At 35.0% G+C, this 25,307-nt stretch carries 11 protein-coding genes; 1 reads left to right on the top strand and 10 read right to left on the bottom strand.

Features of this window, described 5'->3' with window-relative positions:
• The first annotated feature begins 21 nt into the window (after positions 1–21).
• Entirely contained in the window at positions 22–15,054 is a 15,033-nt protein-coding gene (locus MKX31_RS06210) for a DUF7507 domain-containing protein (RefSeq protein ID WP_340980318.1), read from the top strand.
• Positions 15,055–15,165: 111 nt separating this feature from the next.
• On the opposite strand, the gene MKX31_RS06205 is transcribed toward MKX31_RS06210, so the two are convergent.
• The 10 genes from MKX31_RS06205 to MKX31_RS06160 form a co-directional block, all read right to left on the bottom strand.
• Entirely contained in the window at positions 15,166–16,713 is a 1,548-nt protein-coding gene (locus MKX31_RS06205) for a hypothetical protein (RefSeq protein ID WP_142315015.1), read from the bottom strand.
• Between the two features lie 92 nt (positions 16,714–16,805).
• Entirely contained in the window at positions 16,806–17,858 is a 1,053-nt protein-coding gene (locus MKX31_RS06200; RefSeq protein WP_064476578.1) for a glycosyltransferase family 4 protein, read from the bottom strand.
• Positions 17,855–18,652 carry a glycosyltransferase family 2 protein gene (locus tag MKX31_RS06195; protein WP_088048417.1) on the bottom strand — a complete coding sequence of 266 codons (798 nt, stop codon included), beginning with the start codon at positions 18,650–18,652 and terminating at the stop codon, positions 17,855–17,857. The genes MKX31_RS06200 and MKX31_RS06195 overlap by 4 nt, the downstream gene beginning before the upstream one ends.
• Positions 18,627–19,841, bottom strand: a complete 1,215-nt coding sequence (locus tag MKX31_RS06190) for an O-antigen ligase family protein (protein WP_064476580.1) — start codon at positions 19,839–19,841, stop codon at positions 18,627–18,629. The genes MKX31_RS06195 and MKX31_RS06190 overlap by 26 nt, the downstream gene beginning before the upstream one ends.
• Positions 19,842–19,844: 3 nt before the next feature.
• On the bottom strand, positions 19,845–21,281 hold the full coding sequence (locus MKX31_RS06185; protein WP_142315014.1) for an oligosaccharide flippase family protein: 1,437 nt from the start codon (positions 21,279–21,281) through the stop codon (positions 19,845–19,847).
• Between the two features lie 37 nt (positions 21,282–21,318).
• Positions 21,319–21,957: a sugar transferase gene (locus tag MKX31_RS06180; protein WP_048561308.1), complete on the bottom strand. Its 639-nt coding sequence runs from the start codon at positions 21,955–21,957 to the stop codon at positions 21,319–21,321.
• A gap of 18 nt (positions 21,958–21,975) precedes the next feature.
• Entirely contained in the window at positions 21,976–22,596 is a 621-nt protein-coding gene (locus MKX31_RS06175; RefSeq protein WP_340980314.1) for a CpsD/CapB family tyrosine-protein kinase, read from the bottom strand.
• Positions 22,583–23,326, bottom strand: a complete 744-nt coding sequence (locus MKX31_RS06170) for a YveK family protein (RefSeq protein WP_048561310.1) — start codon at positions 23,324–23,326, stop codon at positions 22,583–22,585. Before MKX31_RS06170 ends, MKX31_RS06175 begins: the two co-directional genes overlap by 14 nt.
• Positions 23,327–24,520, bottom strand: coding sequence for an acyltransferase family protein (locus MKX31_RS06165; RefSeq protein ID WP_340980312.1), 1,194 nt, complete (start codon positions 24,518–24,520; stop codon positions 23,327–23,329).
• A 328-nt stretch (positions 24,521–24,848) separates the two neighbouring features.
• Positions 24,849–24,989: an FbpB family small basic protein gene (locus MKX31_RS06160; protein ID WP_046955196.1), complete on the bottom strand. Its 141-nt coding sequence runs from the start codon at positions 24,987–24,989 to the stop codon at positions 24,849–24,851.
• Between the last annotated feature and the right edge of the window lie 318 nt (positions 24,990–25,307).

The following is a 25,307-nucleotide window of genomic DNA, read 5'->3' as shown; positions in this document are numbered from 1 at the left end:
TATTGTAAATGAGGTGACAACATGCCCATTACGAATCGATTTTCTACCACCACTAACGGCGCACTCGCAATTACAGGTAATACACTCGGGTTAAGTAAAATTAGTAATCAAAACCGTGCTGGTACAATCGGGGCAATTGGTGCATTCGTAACTACGAATACTGCTTTACAAGTAACGACTTTTCCTGCTGGTACAACATTAAACTATACACAAAATAGTTCTACCGCTATTTTGAATATCCCTGCTGGTAGTACTATTCTTTACGCAGAACTCGTTTGGGGTGGAAACTATTTATCTCGTGATCAAAACATTACGAGTGTATTAGGAAACCCCGTTTCTTTTACAACACCTGTGTCAACATACTCAATTACCCCTTCGGCTGTTACAGCTTCAAATCAAACATTCGTTTCTGGATCTGTCACATTTGGATTTTACACACGATCAGCGGATGTAACGTCACTCGTTCAAGCTGCTGGATCTGGATCTTATACAACAGGTTCTGTTCCTGGACTTGTAGATCCTTTAGACGCTTCTAATGGAGCCATTAATTCTGCAGGATGGACGCTTATTGTCGCTTATCAAAACGGTTCCTTACCCGCAAGAAATTTAACAATTTACGTAGCTGGTAACCGCGTTTCTGTAGAAACCGGTAGTGCAGATGTATCTGTCTCCGGGTTTTTAACACCTGCCGGGGGACCTGTAAGCGGGAGATTATTTTTAAGTTCTACTGAAGGGGATGCTGATTTAACTGGGGATCAAGCTTTATTTGGACCAAATTTCAGTTCATTAAATGCATTATCTGGGCCAAATAATGCTGTTAATAATTTCTTCGGTTCTCAAATTAATAATGCTGCAGGGAACTTAGATACAACTGGTACATTTGGAACGCGAAACCAGAGTGCCTCTACAAGTACAAATATCTCCGCTGGAAGACAAGGATGGGACATTACTTCCATTGATATTTCTCCTTATTTAACAAATTCCCAAGTGTCTGCCTCAATTCGTTTAACTACTAACGGGGATGCATATATGTTAAATACAGTCGGTTTACAAATCAATATAAACTCACCTAATATACAAGCAACTAAAAGCGTGAATAAAAGTGTCGCTACAATTGGAGATATTCTAACCTATACAGTTACTGTTCCTAACACCGGGCTTCTTCCTGCAAATAACGTTACTTTTACAGATGTTCTCCCTAACGGTACTTCCTTTATACCTGGAAGCGTAACGATAGATAACGTACCACAAACAAACGCAAATCCGGTCGCCGGTATATCTCTGGGGACAATTAATAATGGCTCTTCTCGTACAGTAGCTTTCCAAGCGACTGTCGTTTCTCTTCCAAGTCAAAATCCTATCTCTAACACTGCGAATATTACATTTCAATATACACCGATTGCCGGAGGAACGACTTTTAACGGTCTTGCAACAAGCAACTCTGCAGGAACACAAATTAATCTCGCAGATATTAATGGAACAAAATCAGTTAACAAAATCTTTACTGACATTGGTGAAACGTTAACTTACAGTATTGCCTTAGCTAATATAGGAAATATCGCTGCAACGAACGTTATATATACGGATCCAATTCCTAGTGGGACTACTTTCATTCCAGGAAGTGTAACTGTTAACGGAGTTATTCAAGCTGGAGCGAATCCCGCTAATGGTATATCCATTGGAACCATTGCTGCAAATTCTACTACTACTATTTCATTTCAAGTATTCGTTCCTTCTATCCCCCAAACAAATCCAATATTAAATAGTGGTACAACAACATATCAATACATTCCTGTGCCAAATCAGCCTGCAGTAAGCGGGACTGATACGACGAATATCGTATCTACTCAAGTGAATAACGCTACTGTAACTATGGCAAAAGCAGTAGATAAAAATTTTGCAGATATTGGTGATACGCTAACGTACACTGTTTCCTTTACAGGTACAGGTAATACGAATGCGAACAATGTTATTTTTACAGATGTCATTCCTACTGGAACAACTTTTGTTCTAAACAGTTTAACAATAGATGGAACGACACAAGTTGGAGCAAATCCTGCTAACGGTGTGAACATTGGATCTATCCCAACTGGCTCAACAAAAAATGTTTCCTTTCAAGTAGTAGTAAACACAATACCCGCGTCAAATGTCGTATCTAATGGATCAAGCGCTTCTTATCAATATACCGTCAATCCTAGCCAATCACCAATTACAAAAAATATCTCTTCTAATCTTGTTTCCACTCAAATTAACAACGCGAATTTAACATTAACAAAATCAACAAACAAACAATTTGCCACAATTGGCGAAACGATAAGTTATACAATCCTCATTACAAACAGTGGAAATACAGCTGCAACTAACGTGCAACTAACAGATCCACTTCCAAATGGAACGATATTGACTCCTGGTACTGTAACATTAAACGGAGTTTTGCAAAATGTAGATTCTCTCGTTGCTTTACCTATCGGCACAATTCCTGGCGGAGCTACTTTTACACTTTCTTTCCAAGTAACAGTCATCAATATTACCGCCCAAAATCCTATCATTAATAATGCTTTCGTTTCTTATTTATATAGTGTAAATCCAAGTCTGCCACCAACTTCAAAAACAGCAAATTCTAATTCTGTTACATCAACAATTAGACTAGCAAATCTTCAAGCTACTAAATCTGTAGATAAAACATTTGCGGAAGTTGGAGATGTATTAACTTATACCTTTGCTCTTACAAACGATGGAAATGTTGCGGCGAACAATGTATTACTATCCGATTCAATTGCGAATGGTACTGCCTTTGTACCAAACAGTGTTACGATTAACAATGTTGCTCAGCCAGGTGCTACACCAGCTAGCATCAATATTGGTAGCATCAATGCAAATACTACAATTACAGCTTCATTCCAAGTATTAATAACTAGCATTCCAAATCCTAATCCTATTTCAAATAGCGCTTCTATTTCCTATAACTTTATCGTGGATCCAAACGCTTCACCTGTAAGTAAGAACACTACTTCAACCACTACATTTACTCAAGTAAACGATGCAAATGTCATTTCAGCAAAAACAGTGGATCGAGCGTTTGCTACTGTTGGGGATGTATTAACTTATACTATTCTTTTAACGAATGCAGGAAGTGTTACTGCTGATAGCCCTACTTTCGTAGATACAAATCCAGATGGTACTACCTTTATTCCAAACACTTTCCTTATTAATGGTGTACTCCAAAATAACGCTGATCCAAACGTCGGTGTTCCGTTACCTTCCATTCCTGCTAACGGTGAAATTACTGTTTCTTATGAAGTAACCGTCACTGCTTTACCTACACAAAATCCAACAACAAATTCATCTAGTACACAGTATAGCTTTATTCTAAATCCAGGCGATCCACCAACTATAGAAACCTCTTTAAGTAACACTGTAAGCACACAAATTAATTTAGCGAATGTAGTTATTGTCAAACAGGTAGATTTAACTATTGCTGATGTTGGGCAACCAATCACATATACAATTGCTTTAGCTAACCCTGGGAATACTCCAGCGAATAATGTAGTCGTTACCGACATACTCCCTCCTGGTACGACTCTTGTACCAAATAGTATTTTTATAGGCGGCGCTTTACAGCTAGGTGCTGATCCAAGTGTTGGTCTTCAAGTTGGGACAATTCCCGCAGGTGGAATTACAACCATTGTTTTTCAAATTAGTGCAAATAGTTTACCTTCACCAAATCCAGTTCAAAATAGTGCTGCACTACAATATAGCTTTATCACAGATCCAAATTTACCTGCTGTTGTTAGAAATGCCACTAGCAATATCGTAACGACACAAATTAACACCGCAAATCTTGTTGCTACGAAACTAACAAGTACAAATTTCGCTGATGTTGGCGATGTCATAACTTATGCAACAATTTTAACGAATAACGGCAATCTCCCTGCCACTAATGTAACGTTTACAGATATCATTCCAGATGGTACCATCTTCCTTCCTAATACTGTAACGATTAACGGTGTCCCTATAGCAAATGCAAATCCTGCTAACGGCATTTTGATCGGTACGATTGGGGCAAATTCATCACGTACCGTTTCATTCCAAGTTTTTGTACCAACTATTCCTGCTGTAAATCCAATTACGAATCAATCAGGCACTACATTCCAATACACGTACGATCCATCCAAACCAACTGTCATGCAGATGGTGGTATCTAACACTGTACAGACAACTATTAATAACGCCTCGATTACCGCCACAAAATCTGCTGATAAACAGTTTGCGAACGTAAATGATATTATTACGTATACGACTACTTTAACGAATAATGGGAACACTCTTGCATCAAACGTGATTTTTACAGATGTAATTCCAAACGGGACATCGTTTATTCCTAATAGTGTAACAGTAAATGGGAATCTACTTCCTAATGTAAATCCAGCGAATGGAATAGCAATTGATCCAATAAATCCGAATGCAAATACGATAATTTCGTTCCAAGTGCAAGTAAATTCCATCCCGAATCCGAACCCAATCCCTAATCAAAGTAATACAGCATACCAATATGTCATAAATCCTAACTTACCTCCAACATCCGCCAATGCGTTAAGTAACGTAATAACAACTCAAATTAATAACGCTACAATCATCGCTACGAAATCAGTGAACACACCGACTGCTGCAATTGGAGATATCGTTACCTATACGATTGCAGTTACGAACACAGGAAATATCCCTGCTAGTGCTACAGTTTTAACAGATGGACTTGGACCAGGCGCATCCTTCATCCCAAATTCCGTTACAATAAATAACGTTTCCCAACCTGGATTAGACCCGTCATTAGGTATTCATTTAGACGATATTTCACCAGGAGGCACTACTTTCATTACATTCCAAGTGAAAATCCTCGCTATTCCACCTAGTGGAACTTTAACGAATAATGCTCTTGTAAACTACGAATATGCAGTGAATCCAACTGAAACACCAGCTGTTGGTAGTACCGTAACAAACACGACAGTTACACCGATTGTTGATGCTACTTTAGTAATAAATAAAAATGCTAGTACAATTTTTGCTACAATTGGAGATACAATTGCATTCACTTCAGTTGTTACAAACACCGGAAATACTACTGCTAATAACGTTGTATTTACAGATACAATTCCAAACGGTACCGCTTTTGTCCCAAATAGCTTTAAAATAAATGGTGTAACCATCCCAAATGCAAATCCACAAAACGGTATCACTATTGGTAACTTGAATTCAAATGCATCGGTTACACTTAGTTTTCAAGTAAATATTACAACTCTTCCAAACCCTAATCCAATTCCTAACAAATCCTCGCTTCAATATAGCTTTATTGTTGATATTAATGAGCCGCCTGTTTCACGAACAGTTCAATCCAATAAAACTTTTACACAAGTAAATACCGCTTCCGTTATCGCAACAAAAACTGCAAGCAGTGCATTTGCTGCTGTTGGAGATACAATTACGTATACAACTACCCTCACTAATAGCGGAAATACTACCGCAAACACACCTGTTTTTATCGATATATTACCACCTGAACTTTCATTCGTTCCTGATAGCGTACAAATTAATACGATCCCACAACTTGGATTTAGACCAGAGAGCGGGATTTCTTTAGACCCCATTCCAGTTGGAGGAACGACAACAATTAGTTTTCAAGTTATCGTTGGCTCAATACCAGCTACAAATCCTACGTTGAATCAATCCAGTACGACATATTCTATCATTGTGGATCCTACCCAGCCACCGGTGACAGAAACAGCTACAAGTAATCCAACTTTAGTGCAAATTAACGAAGCATTTATTCAAGCAACGAAAAGTGTGGACCGTATCTTTTCTGACGTTGCACCAGGAAATTCATTTTTAACGTATACTGTTTTATTAGATAATATAGGGAACACGACTGCTACGAATATCATTTTTACAGATCCAATTCCAAATAATACAGTATTTATAGAAGATAGCGTTCGAGTAGGTGGGGGTTTATTACCTGGAGTAAATCCGGCGAATGGGATACCAATTGGGGATATTATTGCAGGAGATTTTATAAACGTCACCTTCAGTGTGCAAGTAGTTAGTATTCCAAATCCTATTTTTACAATCGGACCTGGAGGGCCAAATTCACCGGTTGTAAACGGTGCTTCTATTAATTATCAATTTATGACAGGACCTAATTTACCACTCGTTTCAAGAAGTACGACATCCAATCCTGTTTCGACACAAATAAATTCTGGGGAAATTGTGGCAATTAAATCTGTAGATAAAACTTTTGCAACAATTGGAGATACAATTTCTTATACAATTTCATTAAGCAATCCTGGAAATGTAACATCACAAAATGTGATATTTACTGATATGTTACCTGACGGAACAACATTTATTTCTGGAACTCTTATAAACGAATTAGGCACTCAACAAATTGGGAATCCAGCTAGTGGGATTCAGATTGGAAATATAAACCCTGGTAGTATGGTTGCTATTACGATCAGCGTACTTGTTACAAACATTCCGAGTATAAATCCAATTTCGAATTTTAGTTCTGTACAATTTGCACATGTGGTCGATCCTAGCCAACCATCCGTATCACAAACGAATGTATCTAATGCAGTTTCAACAACAATTAATAGTGCAATATTAAATACAACAAAAACTGTTGATAAATCTATTATTTCCGTCGGTGATACACTTACGTATACAACTACAATTACGAATACAGGAAATACACCTGCTACAAATATAACTTTTACAAGTACCATTCCTCCTAGCACTACTTTCGTACCAGATTCGGTCACAATAAATGGCATCCAACAGCTTGGTGCACAGCCAGCACTTGGAGTAACTATACCAAATATCGCTCCAGGTGAAACAGTAACTGTTACTTTCCAAGTAAATGTTATTTCTGTTCCCCCTTCAAGCTCGATTATGGGTAACGATACGATTTTATACTCTTATACTGTTGATCCAAACGGAACTCCTGCTACTACTTCTACTTCAACGAATATTGTTACAACCCCTGTATTAGATGCTATGATTACGATGATTAAATCAGTCGATCAAACACTTGTAACGCTAGGTGATACCATTACCTATACGACAACCTTAACGAATAGTGGTAATACAAACGCAACTAATATTACTTTCACTGACCTTATACCAGATGGTACAACGTTTATTACTGATAGCGTTACAATAGATGGCATCACGCAAATTGGTCTTAATCCTAATACAGGCATAACAATTGGAGCAATTGCTCCTAACAGCTCAATAGCAATAGCATTTCAAGTTACCGCTACTTCTACTCCTGTTCAAAATCCTATTGCCAATTCCGCTAGTTCTTCTTACACATTTATCACTGACCCTAATGCCCCTATTGTTTCAAGAAATGTTACTTCAAACACAGTGTTCACTACAATTAACACAGCTAACATTCTTTCATTAAAACAAGTCGATAAATCCTTTAGTCGTATTGGAGACACACTCACCTATACTGTTACTTTAACAAACAATGGAAACTCATCCGCACAAAATGTTATTTTCTCAGATACAATACCGAGCGGAACTACATTTATTACAAACTCATTTTCTATTAACGGGGTTCCTCAAAGTGGTGCGGACCCATCGAACGGTGTAAATATTGGGCCTATAACAGCTGGGTCTACAGTAAATGTTTCATTCCAAGTAAACGTGGCGTCATTACCAACCGAAAACCTAATTGTAAATTTCTCATCAACATCGTATCAATTAGTCTCACCGCCTGATGCAGAAACTTCAATTAGCAATCCTGTTTCAACTCAAATTAAAGAAGCTATATTATCCATGATGAAAAACGAGAGTGTATCCTTTATAGACGTCGGGCAAACTGCTTTTTACACTACTTCTATTTCGAATATAGGAAATACAGATGCAGCCAACATTGTATTCACAGATGTATTACCGAGCGGACTCACATTTGTTCCTAACACATTAACTGTTGATGGTGTTTTACAACCTGGCGCGAATCCAAATACAGGTGTATTACTTGCAGCACTTCCGCCTAATGAAATATATAGTATCGTATTTCAAGTTACGGTTAACAGCATCCCACCTATTAATCCTGTACCAAATACAGCATCAACGACGTATGAGTTTACTGTTGATCCTGTTAATCCTCCCGTTTCAAGTACAGCTAATTCTAACACGACGCTTCTTCAAATAAACAATGCAACTATTATTAGTACAAAAACAGCAAATCTTACTTTTGCGGATGTTGATAATACAATAACATTTACACTTAACCTTCCTAATACCGGGAATGTGGCTGCAACTGATGTTACCGTTATCGATATACTTGATAGCAATTTAAGTTTCGTTCCAAACAGTTTCACAGTTAATGGGCAAACCATTCCAAACGCTGATTTATCTACTGGTGTAAATATCGGTTCAATTAATGGTGGAAACACATCAATCGTCACATTCCAAGCCATCGTTTCAACCCTCCCAATCAACAATCCTATTTCTAATTCGGCTCTTACCACTTACCGTTATATTGTTGATCCAGATCAGCCGTTCATTTCAACTTCTAATCAATCTAATACAACGACGACACAAGTTAATAGCGCTATCCTTACTGCACAAAAAAATTCAAATGTGGAAACAGTAGATATTGGGCAAGATACTGTCTACTTCGTTACGATTACAAATAGCGGAAATGTTAGTGCGACGAATGTTATTTTTACCGACCTAATTCCAGACGGAACTTCCTTTGAACCGAATAGTTTTACACTTAACGGAACTACCATCCAAAATGCAGACCTAATTACAGGCGTTCCAATTGGTGATATTGTGCCAAACGAATCTGTCATTGTAACATTTCATATTAGTGCCGATGAAATTCCGCCTATAAATCCAATTACCAATCAAGCTAGTGTTAGTTTCCAACATATCGTCAATCCAGCTAATCCTCCTGTTTCAAAAAACATTACTTCAAATAGTGTTACAACAACAATTGAAAGTGCTATTTTAACTACTACTAAAATCGGAGATAAAGCTTTTGCAACGATTGGTGATACGATTACGTATACAACTACGATTACGAATACAGGAAATATTCCTGCTAATAACGTTATTTTCTCAGACCCGATTCCATCGTGGACACAATTTGTTGCAGGATCAGTTATTGTTGATGGCACACCATTAGCATCTACTTCTATCATTGACGGTATTGGCATAAATACAATCATTCCAAATCAAACTGTAACAATCATGTTCCAAGTTCAAATCACAAGCAACCCAACAACGTTCACACCTGAACTCCAAAACTTAGGATTTGTGAACTTCCAATATAACGTAGGAAATGCATTACAGGCTCAGCCTGGCAATGTGGAAACGAACGTCTTCGTTACTTCTATTAATTCAGCAATACTTTCAGCTGTAAAAACTGCTAATACTGCCTTTGCAAACATCGGCGACACGATCACTTATACAGTTTTAATTCAAAATAGCGGCAATACAAACGCTACGAATGTAAATTTCTCAGATCCGATTCCAACAGGAACAACTTTTGTTGAAAATAGTTTTACTGTAAATGGAAGTACCATTCCAGGTGCAAATCCAAATAACGGAGTGAATATCGGAACCGTGAACACCGATAGTTCCTTAACAGTTACTTTCCAAGTCATAGTTACATCCACTCCACCTTCGAACCCAATTACAAACGTTGCATCTATTCAATACGAATTTATAGTTAATCCAGCCTCTCCTCCTGTTACAGGTACAATAACTTCTAATAGTGCTTCCACACAAATTAATAACGCGACTGTTACAACTGTTTTAGAAGCAAATCGATCAATCGTATCTATCGGAGATATCATTACGTATACAGCAACATTAACGAATACTGGAAACTTCCCTGCAAATTCTGTATTACTCATTAACGGAGTTCCTGAAGGGGCATTATTTGTTCCAAATAGTGTTACGCTTAACGGGATTCCACTTCCAGATGCAAGTCCAACTCTCGGTATTCCAGTTGGTATTATCGCACCAGGTGATTCTGCTACGATTACGTTCCAATTTCTTGCAAATTCTATTCCACCGCAAGGAGCAATTATAAATCAAGCACTTACAAGTTACACTTATATTGTCGATCCAAGTCAACCTCCAGTTACAGCAACATCTTCATCTAATACGGTGAATACAGCTGTCGTTGATGCATCGCTATCTGTAATTAAAAATACAGATTCCCTCGTACAGTCTACTGACGGTACAATCACTTACACAGTAGTCGTTCAAAATAACGGGAATACAACTGCAAATACAGTTACTTTAACAGATTTGGTCCCAGAGGGAACTGCATTTATTCCGGATAGTGTGACCATTAATGGCGTTTCAGCTCCAGGTACTGATCCAAACGTAGGGATCTCATTAAACGCCATTGCACCTTCAGAAATCGTCACCGTCACATTCCAAGTTATCGTTCAATCCATTCCAAGCGCGAATCCAATTTCTAATATAGCCCGTATTGACTATACTTTTATCGCCGATCCAACTGCTCCTATCATCGCTCGAACCATTACGTCTAATCCAGCTTTCACACAAATTTCGGATGCGAATGTTCTTTCTTTAAAAGCTGTCAATGCACAACAAGCAACAACCGGTGACATTTTGACCTATACGATAACGCTAGAAAATACCGGAAATATTCCAGCTACTAATCTCATATTTTCAGATACGCTTCCAGAAGGGACTACATTCGTAGAAAATAGTTTTACACTTAACGGAACAGCTATACTTGGTGCAAATCCAAATGCAGGTGTTACTTTGCCTAACCTAGTAGCAAACGCTACTCACCTTATTTCGTTCCAAATTCTTATTAACGATTCATTCTCGCAACAATCGATTACAAATCAATCTAATACAACATATACAATTCAACCAGACCCAGGGCAACCGCCTATTACTGAAACATCTACAAGTAATATTGTCATTACAAATTTCGTGCAAGCACAATTGACAGTTACAAAAACGTCCAATCCAATCACTGTAGATATTGGCGGAACTATACTTTATATTTCTGAAGTGAAAAATACCGGAAATGTTGACGCAATAAATATTACTTTTACAGATTCTATTCCAGCTGGGACTACATTCGTTCCAGACAGTGTCACAATTAACGGTGTACTTCAGCCTGATGCAAATCCTGAAAACGGAATACCAATTGGAACGATTCCACCAAATAGTTCCAAAACGATACTATTTCAAGTACAAACAAATAATCCACCTACTGAAACCGAAATTGTAAATCAATCATCTGTAAATTACCAATATGTAAGTATTCCTACAGCTCCACCAGTGAATCGCTCTGCAAATTCTAATATTGTTACAACATCACTTCAAAATGCAAATATTATTTCTGTTAAACAGGCGGATGTTACTTTCGTATCCATCGGGCAACATATTACCTACACAAATACACTACAAAATATAGGAACTGTTCCAGCTAACAATACGGTGTTCATTGACAACATTCCAGAAGGTACTATATTCATTGAAGATAGCTTATCAATAAATAACGTGATTCAGCCTGGTGTGAACCCTGAAAATGGAGTAACCCTCGGCACGATACAACCAAATGAAACAGTCACTATTTCATTCCAAGTACAACTTACAAATATACCCGAGGGCAACACAGTCATTAACATTTCAGACACTTCGTATGAATACCAAATTGACCCTAGTTCTCCGATTATTCAGCGTAGATCATTATCAAATGCAGTAAATACTGAAGTGCGGACGGCAAATGTGAGTGCAATTAAATCCGCTAACAGATCTATTACACGCATAGGTCAAATCATCACATATACAGTCGCAGTTACAAACGCTGGTACAGTACCTATTACAAATACTCTCCTAATTGACGCAATTGCTGCTGGCACCACATTCGTTCCAAATAGCATTCTTGTAGATGGCATACCGAGACCTAACGAAAATCCAATTACCGGAATCACCCTTGATATTATCCTTCCAAACAATACAATTATCGTTACATTCCAAGTAAATGTAGTCTCTGCACCTTCTCAAAATAACATTAATAATATCGCCGTCATCCACTATGAGTATCAGCCAGACCCAAGCTTGCCACCAATTTCAGAAACGACATCTTCCAATACTACAAATATACAATTTATTGATGTGATTCTTATCGCTACAAAATCCGCTAATACAGTATTAGCTAATATTGATGAAACCATTGAATATACAGTACTCATTCAAAATAACGGATCCACTACAACTAACTCCATCTTTTTTACAGATACTATAGAGGATGGAACAGTATTTATTCCGGGAAGTGTAACAGTTAACAACACTGTACTTCCTGCAGCAGATCCAAATATCGGCTTTTCTATTCCTAATATCGCAGCAGATCAATCGACAACAATAACGTTCCAAGTTTCCGTTACGAATTTACCTGCTGTAAACCCAACACCTAATACTGCAAACATCGTCTACGATTTTATTTTCAACCCTGACTTTGCACCTATTCAAAAATCTACTACTTCCAATACTACTTTCGTCCAAATTAATGACGCTGATATCGTTTCACTGAAAACAGTTGATTTGACCTCTGTAGCAATTGGTGACATTTTAACTTATACAACAACTTTAACGAATACAGGAAATACGGATGCTACTTCTGTTGTATTTACAGACAATATCCCTGATGGAACAACCTTTATAGACGGTAGTGTGTTAGTAAATAATATCCCTCAGCTTAACGCGGATCCAAGTACTGGTATACTTGTAGGAACGATTGCTCCTAACACTTCTATCCCAGTCACGTTTTCCGTTACCGTGGTATCTCTTCCAGCTAGCAGTCGTATCCAAAACCAATCAACTTCTCGTTATACAATTAATGGCGAGGAACAAATATCAACTAGTAATATTACCTTCACTGAAGTTATTTCTGCTAATGTACTCGCTATAAAAACAACACCTATCCAATATGCTGACCTACAAACGATTATCCCTTACACCATTTCCATCACAAACAGTGGGAATATACAAGTAGAAAACATTATCGTTACAGATATCATCCCAGCAAATACGAGCTTTATAGAGAATAGTGTTATTGTGAATGGCACCGCTCGTCCAAATGACAATCCACTTAACGGGATACAACTTGATAACATTCCGTCTAATACGACAGCAACTATTCTATTCCAAGTACGGGTTACTTCAATTCCGCAAACAAATCCAATCTCTAACACGAGTACAATTGAATACCAATACACGTTACCAGATCGACCACCTATTACCGAAACTATTATTTCATCAGCTGCCGTAACAACAATTAATCATGTGACTTTGAATAGTAATAAAACTGTTGACCTAGCATTTGCAACAGTCGGTGACACGTTAACGTATACGATTACACTCAATCAAACTGGTAATGTTGCAGCAAATGATGTAGTCATTCAAGATATTATTCCTCAAGGTACTACGTTTATAGAAAATAGCGTCATTGTAAACGGAGAAACTCTTCCGGGAGTTAATCCAGTAAGTGGTATACCAATTGGTACCATAACTGTTGGCGGAAATGCTATCGCTTCATTCCAAGTGTCTGTGACTTCTATCCCAACACCAAATGAACTCAACAACAACGCAATTACTACCTTTAACTATATAGTCAACCCAAATAACGTACCTGTTACGAATGCAACTACAACCAATACCGTCACAACGACTGTCCAAAATGATAATGTCTTTGCTATTAAGTCTGTTGATGTAACGAATGCATTACCTGGTCAAACTTTAACGTATACAATTACGATTACAAATAGCGGTAATGTTACGATTGAAGACCTTCTTGCCATAGACACCGTACCAGTAGATACAGCCTTCGTTACGGGCAGCGTTACGATTAACGGAATCAATCAACCTAATGCAAATCCTGAAAATGGTATTACATTAGGAAATCTTGTTCCTAATGAAGCTGCTATCATTACTTTCCAAGTAACAATATCTTCTTCAACTCTTCAATCTGCAATCAATAACGATGCTTCTATTTCCTATACTGTTACCATTGATCCGAATGAACCGCCTATTACAATTACAAAGCAAACAAATACCGTTACAACAACAGTAGTTGATCCGATGGTTCGCATTGAAAAGACAGCTGATAAATCTATCGTAACAACAGGAGAGACCATAACTTTCACATTGGAAGTAATAAATCATTCACCAATTCCTACAATCAGTACTTCTGTCCTAGATATCATTCCAGCTGGTACAACATTTATAGAAAACAGCGTAACAATTAACGGTACTCCGGTTCCAAATGTTCGTCCAGACACTGGTATTAATATCGGCGCTTTACCTGCAGATGGAGTATCAACGATAACATTTAAAGTTCTCGTCACTTCTATTCCTTCAAACAATACAATTGTCAATTCCGCAACAGTTACAGCAGCTTTCCAATTGACACCACAAGACCCGATTATTACTTTCATTGTTAATTCAAACATTGTACGCATACTAGTTCAATTTATAACTGCAACAGTAGTAAAAAACGCTTCCGTCAACTCAGCTTATTTAAACCAATATTTTGATTATACGGTGCGGATTACGAATACTTCTGATATTTCACTTTCAAATGTTTCATTACAAGATACCATTCCACTAGGTTTACAATTCATGAACGGCACTGTCTTTATTAACGGCGAACGCTCTCCACTAGCGAATCCGAATATCGGTTTCCTAGTCGCTACTAATTTGGAACCAAACGAAACAATTAGCGTGTTATTCACAGTACAAGTGATAAGTCCACCTGTTAATAATGAATTTAAAAACACGGCGGATATTTCGTTACAACTTCAAGTCTCACCTACCGACCCACCAATTACAGTAACCGTTACAAGCAACGAAAACACCGTCAACTTTATTCCAAAAAATCCTGATGAAACACTTCCAAATTTCAATTGTTTCTTTGACGGCGAACATTTTATACGCATTACCCCTCGAAATATACGAAATTACTTTTGGACTTGGATTTGGTGGCGTTAATTTAAACAAAAAGAGATTGTAGTTTGGTTGAACCCAAATTACAATCTCTTTTTTATTCCCTTTATCGTACTACCTAATAACTCGTCCAAGCATTTACAACCAATCATCATCTCAAGTTATTTTAGTCGTAATAAGCTGGCCAGCCTCATTAATCGTTACTTTCCATTTCGCTCCACTAGCAGTCTTCATAATGATACCTTTACTTGCTTCTATTTCAATATCTCCAAACATTCTTCCGCCAGTTGTCGCTAACCAAGCATTCCCATTTTCCATCGACGATCTTGCAAACATACGATTAATCCGAAAACGCTTTTGGTCTTGAGAATAACCACTCAATGTAATTCTTACTTTATATAGTTGACTCGCCTTCATATTCGATATAATTGTATCGCCTACATTTAATGGAACATCCGATGCAACAACCCAATTTCCAGTTGCACTTAATGCATATTCGATTTTAATTTTCTTCGGACTCTCTCCCCATCCAAAATACATGCCAAAACAATTCAACATTTTGATTGGATTTTTCGTAAAATCTAGCTCAATCACAACTGGATTACTATCTGGAACATCGATATAGTTTACACTTTGTTCATCTATTAAATTAAAGCAATTTGCGAGATTCCCCCCGTAAGGTAATTTCCCACTTACTTGCTTAACAGTATACTTCTGTGGAGCATTTACTAATATATCATCTTGGTTCCCTATTAAATGTGGTTTATTTAACGTAATCGGCAACTGAATCCGAAGAGATTCTTCATAGGTAGACTTACAAACATTGTATTGTCCTTTATCTACAATAGTTGTGGAAAGTAAATTCGAAAAAAGGTAGTTACGATGCGAATTAGAAGAAAATTCAATGACAATCTGTTCACTACTCATCCGGTACGTATCCCAAATCATACAATCAAATGTATTATAGGCACCCGTACAACGAATGACCTTTTTCGTTTGCTGTCTACATTGTACTTGAATATCATGAAACGTATTTCCTGAACTTTCATTTGGTAAATCACTGTTTCCATCAACTTCTATCCCATACTGACATCCATCAATAAATATAGATTGAAATACATTTGCGTTAATCCAGCAAGGTGTATTTATATCGTCTATATATTCTGTCTTCAAATGTATTGCAGTTTGAAAGTTTTTAATTTGAATAAAGTTAACTTGAAAGAAACTAATATAATCCCATGCTTTTTGACAATAAAAGTGTATAGCCTTACCTTTATATGACGACGTTGCATTTACTATATTTATATTTGATATAAGAGAGTGATTAGGAACTTCTATTTGTTGTGAACCGGAAACATAAATAACAGTAGATTGAAACACTGGATTTATAACTTGAACTGTACCACCCGTAATAGATGCATTTTGTTGCAGTTCAAACGCATTAAAATCTCCATCAATTTGCAACGTAACAGTAGGATCTAGCTCTAACCTTACATTTGATTTAATAACAATCGGCTTTACAATTTTGTACGTATTTACCCCTGTAATTCTAACCGTCGAAATTCGGTTCGCTACACAATAATTTATAGCTTGCTGAATTGCTAATGAGCTATCATTCCCTGAATTCGGAACTGCTCCAAAACAATTAATATGAACGCTATTTTCTGGTACACAATCTTCTTGGGAAGAAATATATTCTGACAAAATAAATTCACTCCTCATATTACCTTTTTCATATAATATGTGAGTTTTCTCTTAAAAGTTTCTATAATAAAAAAAACAAACGACTTGCACGGTCATTTGTTTAATTCATATATACTTTTCGTTTCTTCTATCATTTTAGTTAATGAGAAATATCTCTCTGCTTTCTCTCGTGCTTTCAGTCTAATACCATTCACCTTTTTCTCATTTCCTTGTAGTTCCTCAAGCGCACTTGCAAATACCGATTCGCAATATTCAGATAACAAAACACCTGATTCCCCATCTATTACCGCTTCATTTATTCCACCAACATCTATTGAAACAATCGGTGTTCCTGTAGCCATTGCTTCAATTACTACCATTGGAAACACTTCACGAAAAGATAATAAAAGTAGGGCATCCATATTTCCTATAAACCTATGCGGCTCTGAAATATTCCCTAACATCTTTACACTTTGCTGCAATCCATACTTTTCTATTTCTTTCATAATAGATTCTTTCTCTGGTCCATCACCAGCAATATAAAACAAAAAGTCATCTCTTTTTTTCAACACATTTGCAATTTTTACAAATAACTGATGGTTTTTCTCCTTGGATAGTCTAGCTAATATCCCTATTTTATAAATAGATTCTTTCTTTTTCTGCTGGAATAAAAACTTTTCAATATCCACACCGTTATAAATTGTCTTTATTTTCTCTTCTGCTACATGCATTGAAATTAAATTATTCTTTTCAAACTCACTTACTGTAATAATATTATTCACATATTTATTTATAAAATAACGAAAAAAAGTTGGCATTTTCTTTTCTAATATCGTTACATTATGTTTCGTATATACGACTTTTATCTTTTTTTTCATGAACTTTTGAATTAAAAAAGAATATAATACCATTCGAAAACTATTTGCATGAATAAGTTCTATCTTTCGTTTACAAATTTCTTTTCGTAAGTAATGAATATTTCTCAAATGATTCCATCGACTAAGTAACATGAAATTTTCTTTTCTAGTAAGAGATTCATATAGTTCTCCATCACCTGCAGCTGTATAAACCGTAAATTTCTCATCACGCAAATTGCTTTCCAATTTACAAAAATAACTCTCGGCTCCTCCAGTTATCAATTTATCTGTCATCAACAGTATATTCATAATTGCGTCTTCCCAACTACATTGATTTTATTTTTTCTATAGGCATGAAAAGCATACTTACTAAAATAGTAAAAGATTTGCACTGCATTCAGTCGTTTTTGTTCCCTTAATAATTTCCAATATCGAAAAGCCGCTTTAATTTTATTTCTCGAAACAGAATTTGCTACAATTCTATACTTCGCTAACACTTGCTGTATTCCTTTGGCTTCATGTCCTTCATCTAATAAGTTCAGCCATAACGCTGTATCTTCTGGCTGTACACTAGGCATTTCAATATGCGGAATTTTTTCACGATCAATCATTACTGTTAAACAACCGATAATTGTATTTCCTGCCAAACGATGATAGTCAACAAATTTTGGTACATTCACTTCTCGATTTAGTTCATTACTGTTTTCATCGATTAAGCTATACGATGCATATGAAAAAGCCGCATTCATTTCTTCCATAAATAACAATTGCGTCTTCAATTTATGTGGCAACCATATATCATCGCTATCTAAAAAGGCAATATACCTTCCTCTCGCCTCTTCAATCGCTATATTCCGAGCTTTAGCAGCACCAACATTTTCTTTTAATGATAATAATCTAATACGCGAGTCCCCTTCTATTATCTCTTTAATTTTTGCAAGAGATTGGTCAGTTGAAGCGTCATCAACGATAATCATTTCCCACTCTTCATATGATTGATTCTGTACAGATAAAATCGTCTCACCTATAAATATACTATTATAAGAAGGTGTTATTACAGAAACATGAGGCGCCTTATTATGTGCTGATAGACATTTTACCATCTACCTTTCCCCTTCCTTCATATATTGAAATGTACTTCACAACCATTGCTAAAAATAAAAAGAACGCTTCGTTAATAATGAGTGACAATGACATCATCTGAAATAAAAATGCAATCATAGTCAATAAAAGATACGGTTTTTCACGAAACAAAGTATACTGCGTTAACTTGAACATTAATATGAATAAAAAAGCGCTATATAACAGAAAACCAATTGTACCCGATTCAGACAAAATTTCTAAAAATGTATTGTGTACATATAACTTTTCATTAAATTGAAACTCATAATAATTCGAAAAATTAAATGCACCGATTCCGATATATGGATTGGATAAATAATATTTAAAAGCAGCTTCCCATAATGTAAATCTACCACTTCCATTATCATGCGAAAAATCAGAAATTCGTTTATTCAATATGTCATCCAATTGGCCACCCATTACACTATTCGATAAACTAAAAATCACTACACCAAACAATAGTAAACTCATTATTATTTTTATTTTTTTTGCAAAACTAGATGTACATACATATACAAAAACGACAAGCACAAGTGCCAATATTCCTCCCCTTGAAAAAGTTAATAAACTTGTCGTAACACATAAAATCAATCCTAAAATGTTCGTCATATTATGTAGGTTTGTCATATAATACATAAAAAATATTGTATTATAAAAAATAAAAATGTTAGGATCATCTAGCAAACCAATTAATCTTGGATACCCTCTATCAACTAATAGTCCAGCAAAAATTTCTCTCTCTTCTCCACCGTACAATCCAAAGTGCTGTAAACCGACTATATACAGTATTAGGCTTACAACATTAAATATGAATCCTACATAAACAATAGATGATTCAAGTGTTGCTATTTCAACATTTCCTAATAAATTTCTCATTATAAAATAACACCCTAAAACAAGTAGCACACCAAGAATCATACGAATACTAGCATGTAAATATATAGAAAGAATTCCACTGTAACAATAGATGAAATAAAATAGCAAAAATACAACTTCATGAAAATATAGCTTTTGAATATGAAAGTTTTTAACTGTTAAACAAAAATATATAACTAAAAAAATCATATATATCTTCAGCGAAAATCCAATATATATGTTGTATTTACTTAACATGACAAATAATATTAAGAGCATAATCCATTTCATCGATATCTTTATATTATTTTCCATAGGCTATATCCCCTGTTTCGTAATATAATCCTTTTTGCGTGTTTTTCTTATAAACGAAAGAAGAAGTTTTTTCAACTCGTAATCATATAGGAATATACCAACTACTACGATTAACGTATTCAAAACGAGCGCAATGAAATGATATGCATGCAATATATATTGCACTCCAATAAAAGTTACGCCAAAATAAATTGTATACGGTATTACAATTTGGAATACAATTTTTTTCTTCACTACACTTACCGCTATATACCCAACTAAAGCCACAATTTCAAATAAAACCATAGCGTAAGCCGCTCCTATCACTCCACCAATACTACTAAAGCTATAAAGCATAATCCCACCTATCACTAATGCTATACATTGCACAACCGTTCTTTTATTTTGACGTCCACTCGTTGTTAAGCCGTCAGCTATAGCAATATTTAAACTTTGCAGCACAATGAGAAATGATAATATTTGGAGTGGCTCTACTGCATTTCTCCATTCCTCATGAAAAAATATAGAAATAAAGTATGGCGCTAAATGATATAAACTTATCGTCATACATATTCCCACAATCGCCATTGATTTTATTTGAAGTAAGTTTAATTTCGTATGCTCTTCTAAATTATTCTGATTATAATGCTTAAAGAGCACTGGATAAAATGCCCCTGCAATCACCCCTGGTACTTGATATAAAGCTGCTGGCATCCGATAAGCCACCGCGAAAACACCTACCATACTTAATGGCAATGTATAGTTAAGTAAGATAGGTGCTAATTGTGGCGTACTCATTATTAAAAAACCACTAATAATAAAAGGCGTCACTTGCCAAAACAACGCTTTATGAATTACGACTTTCATATTCATACTCGTCTTTCTTTTCATTACATATATGCTGAATACACCACCAATCATATAACCAAATCCATATAAACGAGCAGTTATATAAACTGGTAACTCTCCGAAAATACAAAAACATGTAATGATAATGACAATTGCCGCTGATACAACTTTAATAAGCGCTATATACTTCATACGCTCCGTCAGCTGAAAGTAGGCAATCCCTATATTTTGCCAAGTTAATCCTATTAACATGAAAAACATTACGTTTATCATCATATAAATCAAATTTCTATCCGCATACATATAATGAATAGCAATATAGCCGATTATAGAAATAAAAATAAGTAGAATCATCCTTACTTTTATATACGACGATAAAATCGTCTCTAAGTCTACTCCATCTTTTGCGCCTTCTCGAAGAAACGTATTTGTAAGTCCTAAATCTGTAAAAAATAACATAACAAACGTCACTGCTATAGCAACACTAAACATCCCATAATTTTGTGCATTAAAAAAATTTGCTAAAGCAATTAAACTCACAGCTTGAAGAAGATTAGCTAAAATTGTGCTATAAAATAGATGGATAATATTATTTAAAATAGATCTACCCATACCGGCTCTCCTTTGCAAGCAACCTACTTACATATATTTATCTTGCACCATTACCGTTCAATACTATTAAAACAGTTTTACATAAAATCCGAATGTCCATCTTAATCGTTTTCATTTCAATATACTCCATATCCAATTTCAACTTTTCTTTCGGATCAAGATTATATCCTCCATTTATTTGTGCCCATCCTGTTAACCCTGGCTTCACTATTAAACGATCCTTGAATTCTGGAATATACGTATCAAATTGTTTATAAAAATACTCTCTCTCTGGTCTTGGTCCGACAAAAGACATATCACCTTTTAAAATATTTAAAAGTTGCGGTAACTCATCAATTCTCGTTTTCCTTATAAACGATCCAACTTTAGTAATTCTTGAATCATTTTCATTTGCCCATTGTGGGCCATTTATTTCAGCATCTTTTACCATCGACCTTAATTTAAATACATTAAATTTCCTTCCATTAATCCCTAAACGTTCTTGAAAATAAATTGGAGCTCCTGCTGTTTCGAAAGTAATCATAATACAAAAGAACAACATAATTGGTAGCGTTAATAGTAACAATATGAGTGAAAATATAATATCAAACAAGCGCTTTATACTTCGATTCAAAATACTGGTCTTTTCTTGAGCCGGAATCGTATACAACTTGGCTTGGTTTGTTTCACGAATCATAGATCGTTACCCCCACATTCAAGAATATAAAACTATACCTATTAATTCACATTCTTTCTTCTTTATATTTGCTATCACTTTTTGCACCGTACGTAGGGAATCTTTTCTCTTTTTGACTGCTAAGACCACTCCATCGCATTTCCCTGCAATCATGTGCGTAGCAGGAAGCTCAAATACTTCAGAGGAATACAAGAAAATGTAATCAAAATCTTCTTTCCACTTCGCAATTACATGATCAAATTCATCCGTAGCAACTAAAGGCGTTCCGGTGTGTACTGTTTTTTGGGCAGGAATACAATATAAGTATTTAGATAAATTACTAGAAAAAGATTCATAACTACAAGGGGAATCGTTTATTATATCGTTCACTGTTTTCGTATAATTGCTTTGTAATAGTAGATGTAGTTTAGGATCAGAAAAATTCACATCGATAAGTAACACCTTTTTTTTCATCTCTGCAAACACTAGCCCTAGATTTACTATAAGCGACGCGACAACACCTCTATCCTTCGTTGAGGTAACTGTGAACACTTGTTTCCCCGATTTTTTCAACTCGTGATACACCGTATAAAACTGCTCTTTCATTAGAGCATCATGCGGATTAAATGGCAGCTTTTTCTTTGTCTTAAACATCGACATGTTCACCTCGATATATAGATGATTGCGCATCAACTTCTGTAGATTTCTTTTTTCTATTCGGTTTCATATTTATGTGACCAATAACAGATACTGTTGTTATTTTCTCTAAATCTTGTTCCACGTATATACGCTCATCAAAATAATCTCGAAATACAGCTAAACCTATCCCAACAAAAAAGCTAACAATTAAAGAGATAGGAATGATAAGTTGCAATTTCGGAAACAACTTTTCAGCTTTTTCCTGTAACTCAGGGTCAGTTAATATTTTTATCCCCTGTACATTCGTATACTGTTGAAAGCTTTTTTGAGATTGTTCTGCCAATGACTTTACAATTTCTTTGACGATTGTAGGATCTGAATCTTTTACTGTAACAGTAACGATTTGAGAGTTGTCCATATTCACCACTGAAATTTTTTGTGCTAATTCATAAATTGATTGCTCTAATTTCAAATTTTTTTTAACCGTTGAAATAATGAGTGGACTTTTTAATATATCAACATACGACGTTACAAGTTGCTTATTTTCCTGTGTTTTATTCACTGCATTTTCTTTATTAAACCCATCTAAATTCCCAACGAGAATTTGCGTTGAATATTGATACGAAGGCTTTAATACATACATAGAAATAAGAATTAAAGAAAATGTTACACAACACATCGTCAAAATAATTGTTACTACTCTTCTTTTCAATAGCTGCTGAAAATCCTTCATACTAATTTCTTGCTTCAATTATTTCACCGCCTTTGTTTGAATAACATCCTGCAACTCACTTTCTACAGATAGTCTTTTCTTTTCTAAATTCGATTGCTTTGTTATATACTTTCCGATCCTGAATGCAAATTTTTCTACAAACAAATAAGAAATTATTGCTAGTATAAACGAAAGAATGAGCGATAACATTAAAACAATGGGTAACGGAAATATTTCATGAAGCATATACACTAGGGAAAATAAAGATATGGTGTGGTATAAATAAAGACTGTAAGAAATCTTCCCCAAATATAACAAGTATTTATTACGTAGCAAGGATGACAAAGTTGATACTGACAAGCTTAATATGACAAATAAACATGCACTTATCGCTACTACGTAGTCTCGAAATATAAAATTATTAAGCAAATTAATTTCTCCAACAAGCCCTTCATACATATAAAGTAAAACCGCAAATAAAAACCATGCAATTTTCTCATTTTTAGTACGATTACTATAAAAAACTATTAAATTATTTTTATATTTCGCAACTAGTGCTCCTAGTAAAAACAGCACTGTGTAATGCAGAGTTAATGCATAACTAGTTAATGTTAAACTTGAGTGAAATAAAAATAAAATCACGACAGAACATATACTAAAAATAAACAATGACAATAATGAATACCTCAACGTTTTTCGTAAACAAACCATCAAAACTAACGGAAAAATTATCGATATTCGCATTTCATGAACAAGTGACCAAATTACGCCGTTATATGCATCTGTATTATATTTCCCAATCAATAAAATATGTTGCGCTATTAAGCTTAAAGAACTTTCAATCGTCCATGAGCGATTAAACCATTCACTTAAATTAGAAATACCATATTTACTCATTGTAGTCTGGCATAAAATAGCTATACTTATTGCTATGATATATGGAATATAGATTCTAGATATACGCTTTAAAAGGAATGATCCATAGCTATCGTAGTTTTTTTGAATGGATCTATACAAAACAAATCCACTCAAAACAAAAAAGATAATAACAGATTCGTTACCACTACTAAAAATTAGACGAGCAGGTGTTTCTTTTAATAGATAAATAACAAATGGTTTATTATCTTCATAACTGTAATTTTGAAATACTGAAAAAATCATTAAATGATGGCTAATCATTACTATCAATGAAGAAATTCCTCGTATAGAATCCAGTTCTTCATACCTATCCATCGTTTTACATCAACTCCTACTGAAATGATAATAATCATTTCAAAGCGACACCATTATTCATATTCCTCTCCTTTCTTTTCATTCCAATTTTTCATATTAAAATGATTTTATAGCGTAATTTTGAATGTATTGTAACATTTTTTGTAATATTATGAATAGCGAATCTTCAAAATTGATATATACCAATTACAACCTCGAAAAATGAATAATATTGACAGAAAAACACTATAAAAACATCTTGCATAGTTGCAAAATTAAAGAGAGGAATAAAGTTTTTTCAATATAAAATAAAAAAGATAGCCTTTAAAGGCTATCTTTTTTATTTTATTTAATTATTGGCACCACTATATGCTACATGTCGTTTCTCAATTCTCTCTTCAATTTCTTTCATATTTTCTTTATTATTTAATAGTGATTGTTTATTTTCAATTAATAATTGTTTAAAAGATTTTCTCACTTTTTTTCTCATTTCCATTGTCCTCCTTGGGGGATGGTTTATATAAAAGATAAGGAATTATCTGTGTGCCCTTATAATAATTGATTGTTGTGAATTCCATTTGAACTTCATATGAAAATTTCATTTATTTTCTGACAACTTTGTGAACATGCAAAAATGTGATCATCCTAAAACCATTTTGAAATTGCTTCATTTCATTATAAAAGTTGCTATTGTCATCAACTTCTATCCATATATTTTGTCGAAACATTTATATATTTAAAATTGAGTTCGATATAATTTTATTTACTACGATACTGTTCGTAAAAACAAAAAGAGGGATGTTGTATA

Origin of the sequence: Bacillus sp. FSL M8-0063, assembly GCF_038005545.1 — a bacterium.
Lineage (GTDB): Bacteria > Bacillota > Bacilli > Bacillales > Bacillaceae_G > Bacillus_A > Bacillus_A wiedmannii.
The sequence above is the reverse complement of the archived record's forward strand: the minus strand, read 5'-3'. Positions and strand labels throughout refer to the sequence as shown.

What these genes read in the sequence shown, in the direction of transcription:
- MKX31_RS06175 (WP_340980314.1), bottom strand. Translation starts at nt 22,596, where the DNA reads ATGTCGATGTTTAAGACAAAGAAAAAGCTGCCATTTAATCCGCATGAT.
- MKX31_RS06185 (WP_142315014.1), bottom strand. Translation starts at nt 21,281, where the DNA reads ATGGGTAGATCTATTTTAAATAATATTATCCATCTATTTTATAGCACA.
- MKX31_RS06210 (WP_340980318.1), top strand. Translation starts at nt 22, where the DNA reads ATGCCCATTACGAATCGATTTTCTACCACCACTAACGGCGCACTCGCA.
- MKX31_RS06190 (WP_064476580.1), bottom strand. Translation starts at nt 19,841, where the DNA reads ATGGAAAATAATATAAAGATATCGATGAAATGGATTATGCTCTTAATA.
- MKX31_RS06200 (WP_064476578.1), bottom strand. Translation starts at nt 17,858, where the DNA reads ATGAATATACTGTTGATGACAGATAAATTGATAACTGGAGGAGCCGAG.
- MKX31_RS06160 (WP_046955196.1), bottom strand. Translation starts at nt 24,989, where the DNA reads ATGAGAAAAAAAGTGAGAAAATCTTTTAAACAATTATTAATTGAAAAT.
- MKX31_RS06195 (WP_088048417.1), bottom strand. Translation starts at nt 18,652, where the DNA reads ATGGTAAAATGTCTATCAGCACATAATAAGGCGCCTCATGTTTCTGTA.
- MKX31_RS06180 (WP_048561308.1), bottom strand. Translation starts at nt 21,957, where the DNA reads ATGATTCGTGAAACAAACCAAGCCAAGTTGTATACGATTCCGGCTCAA.
- MKX31_RS06165 (WP_340980312.1), bottom strand. Translation starts at nt 24,520, where the DNA reads ATGGATAGGTATGAAGAACTGGATTCTATACGAGGAATTTCTTCATTG.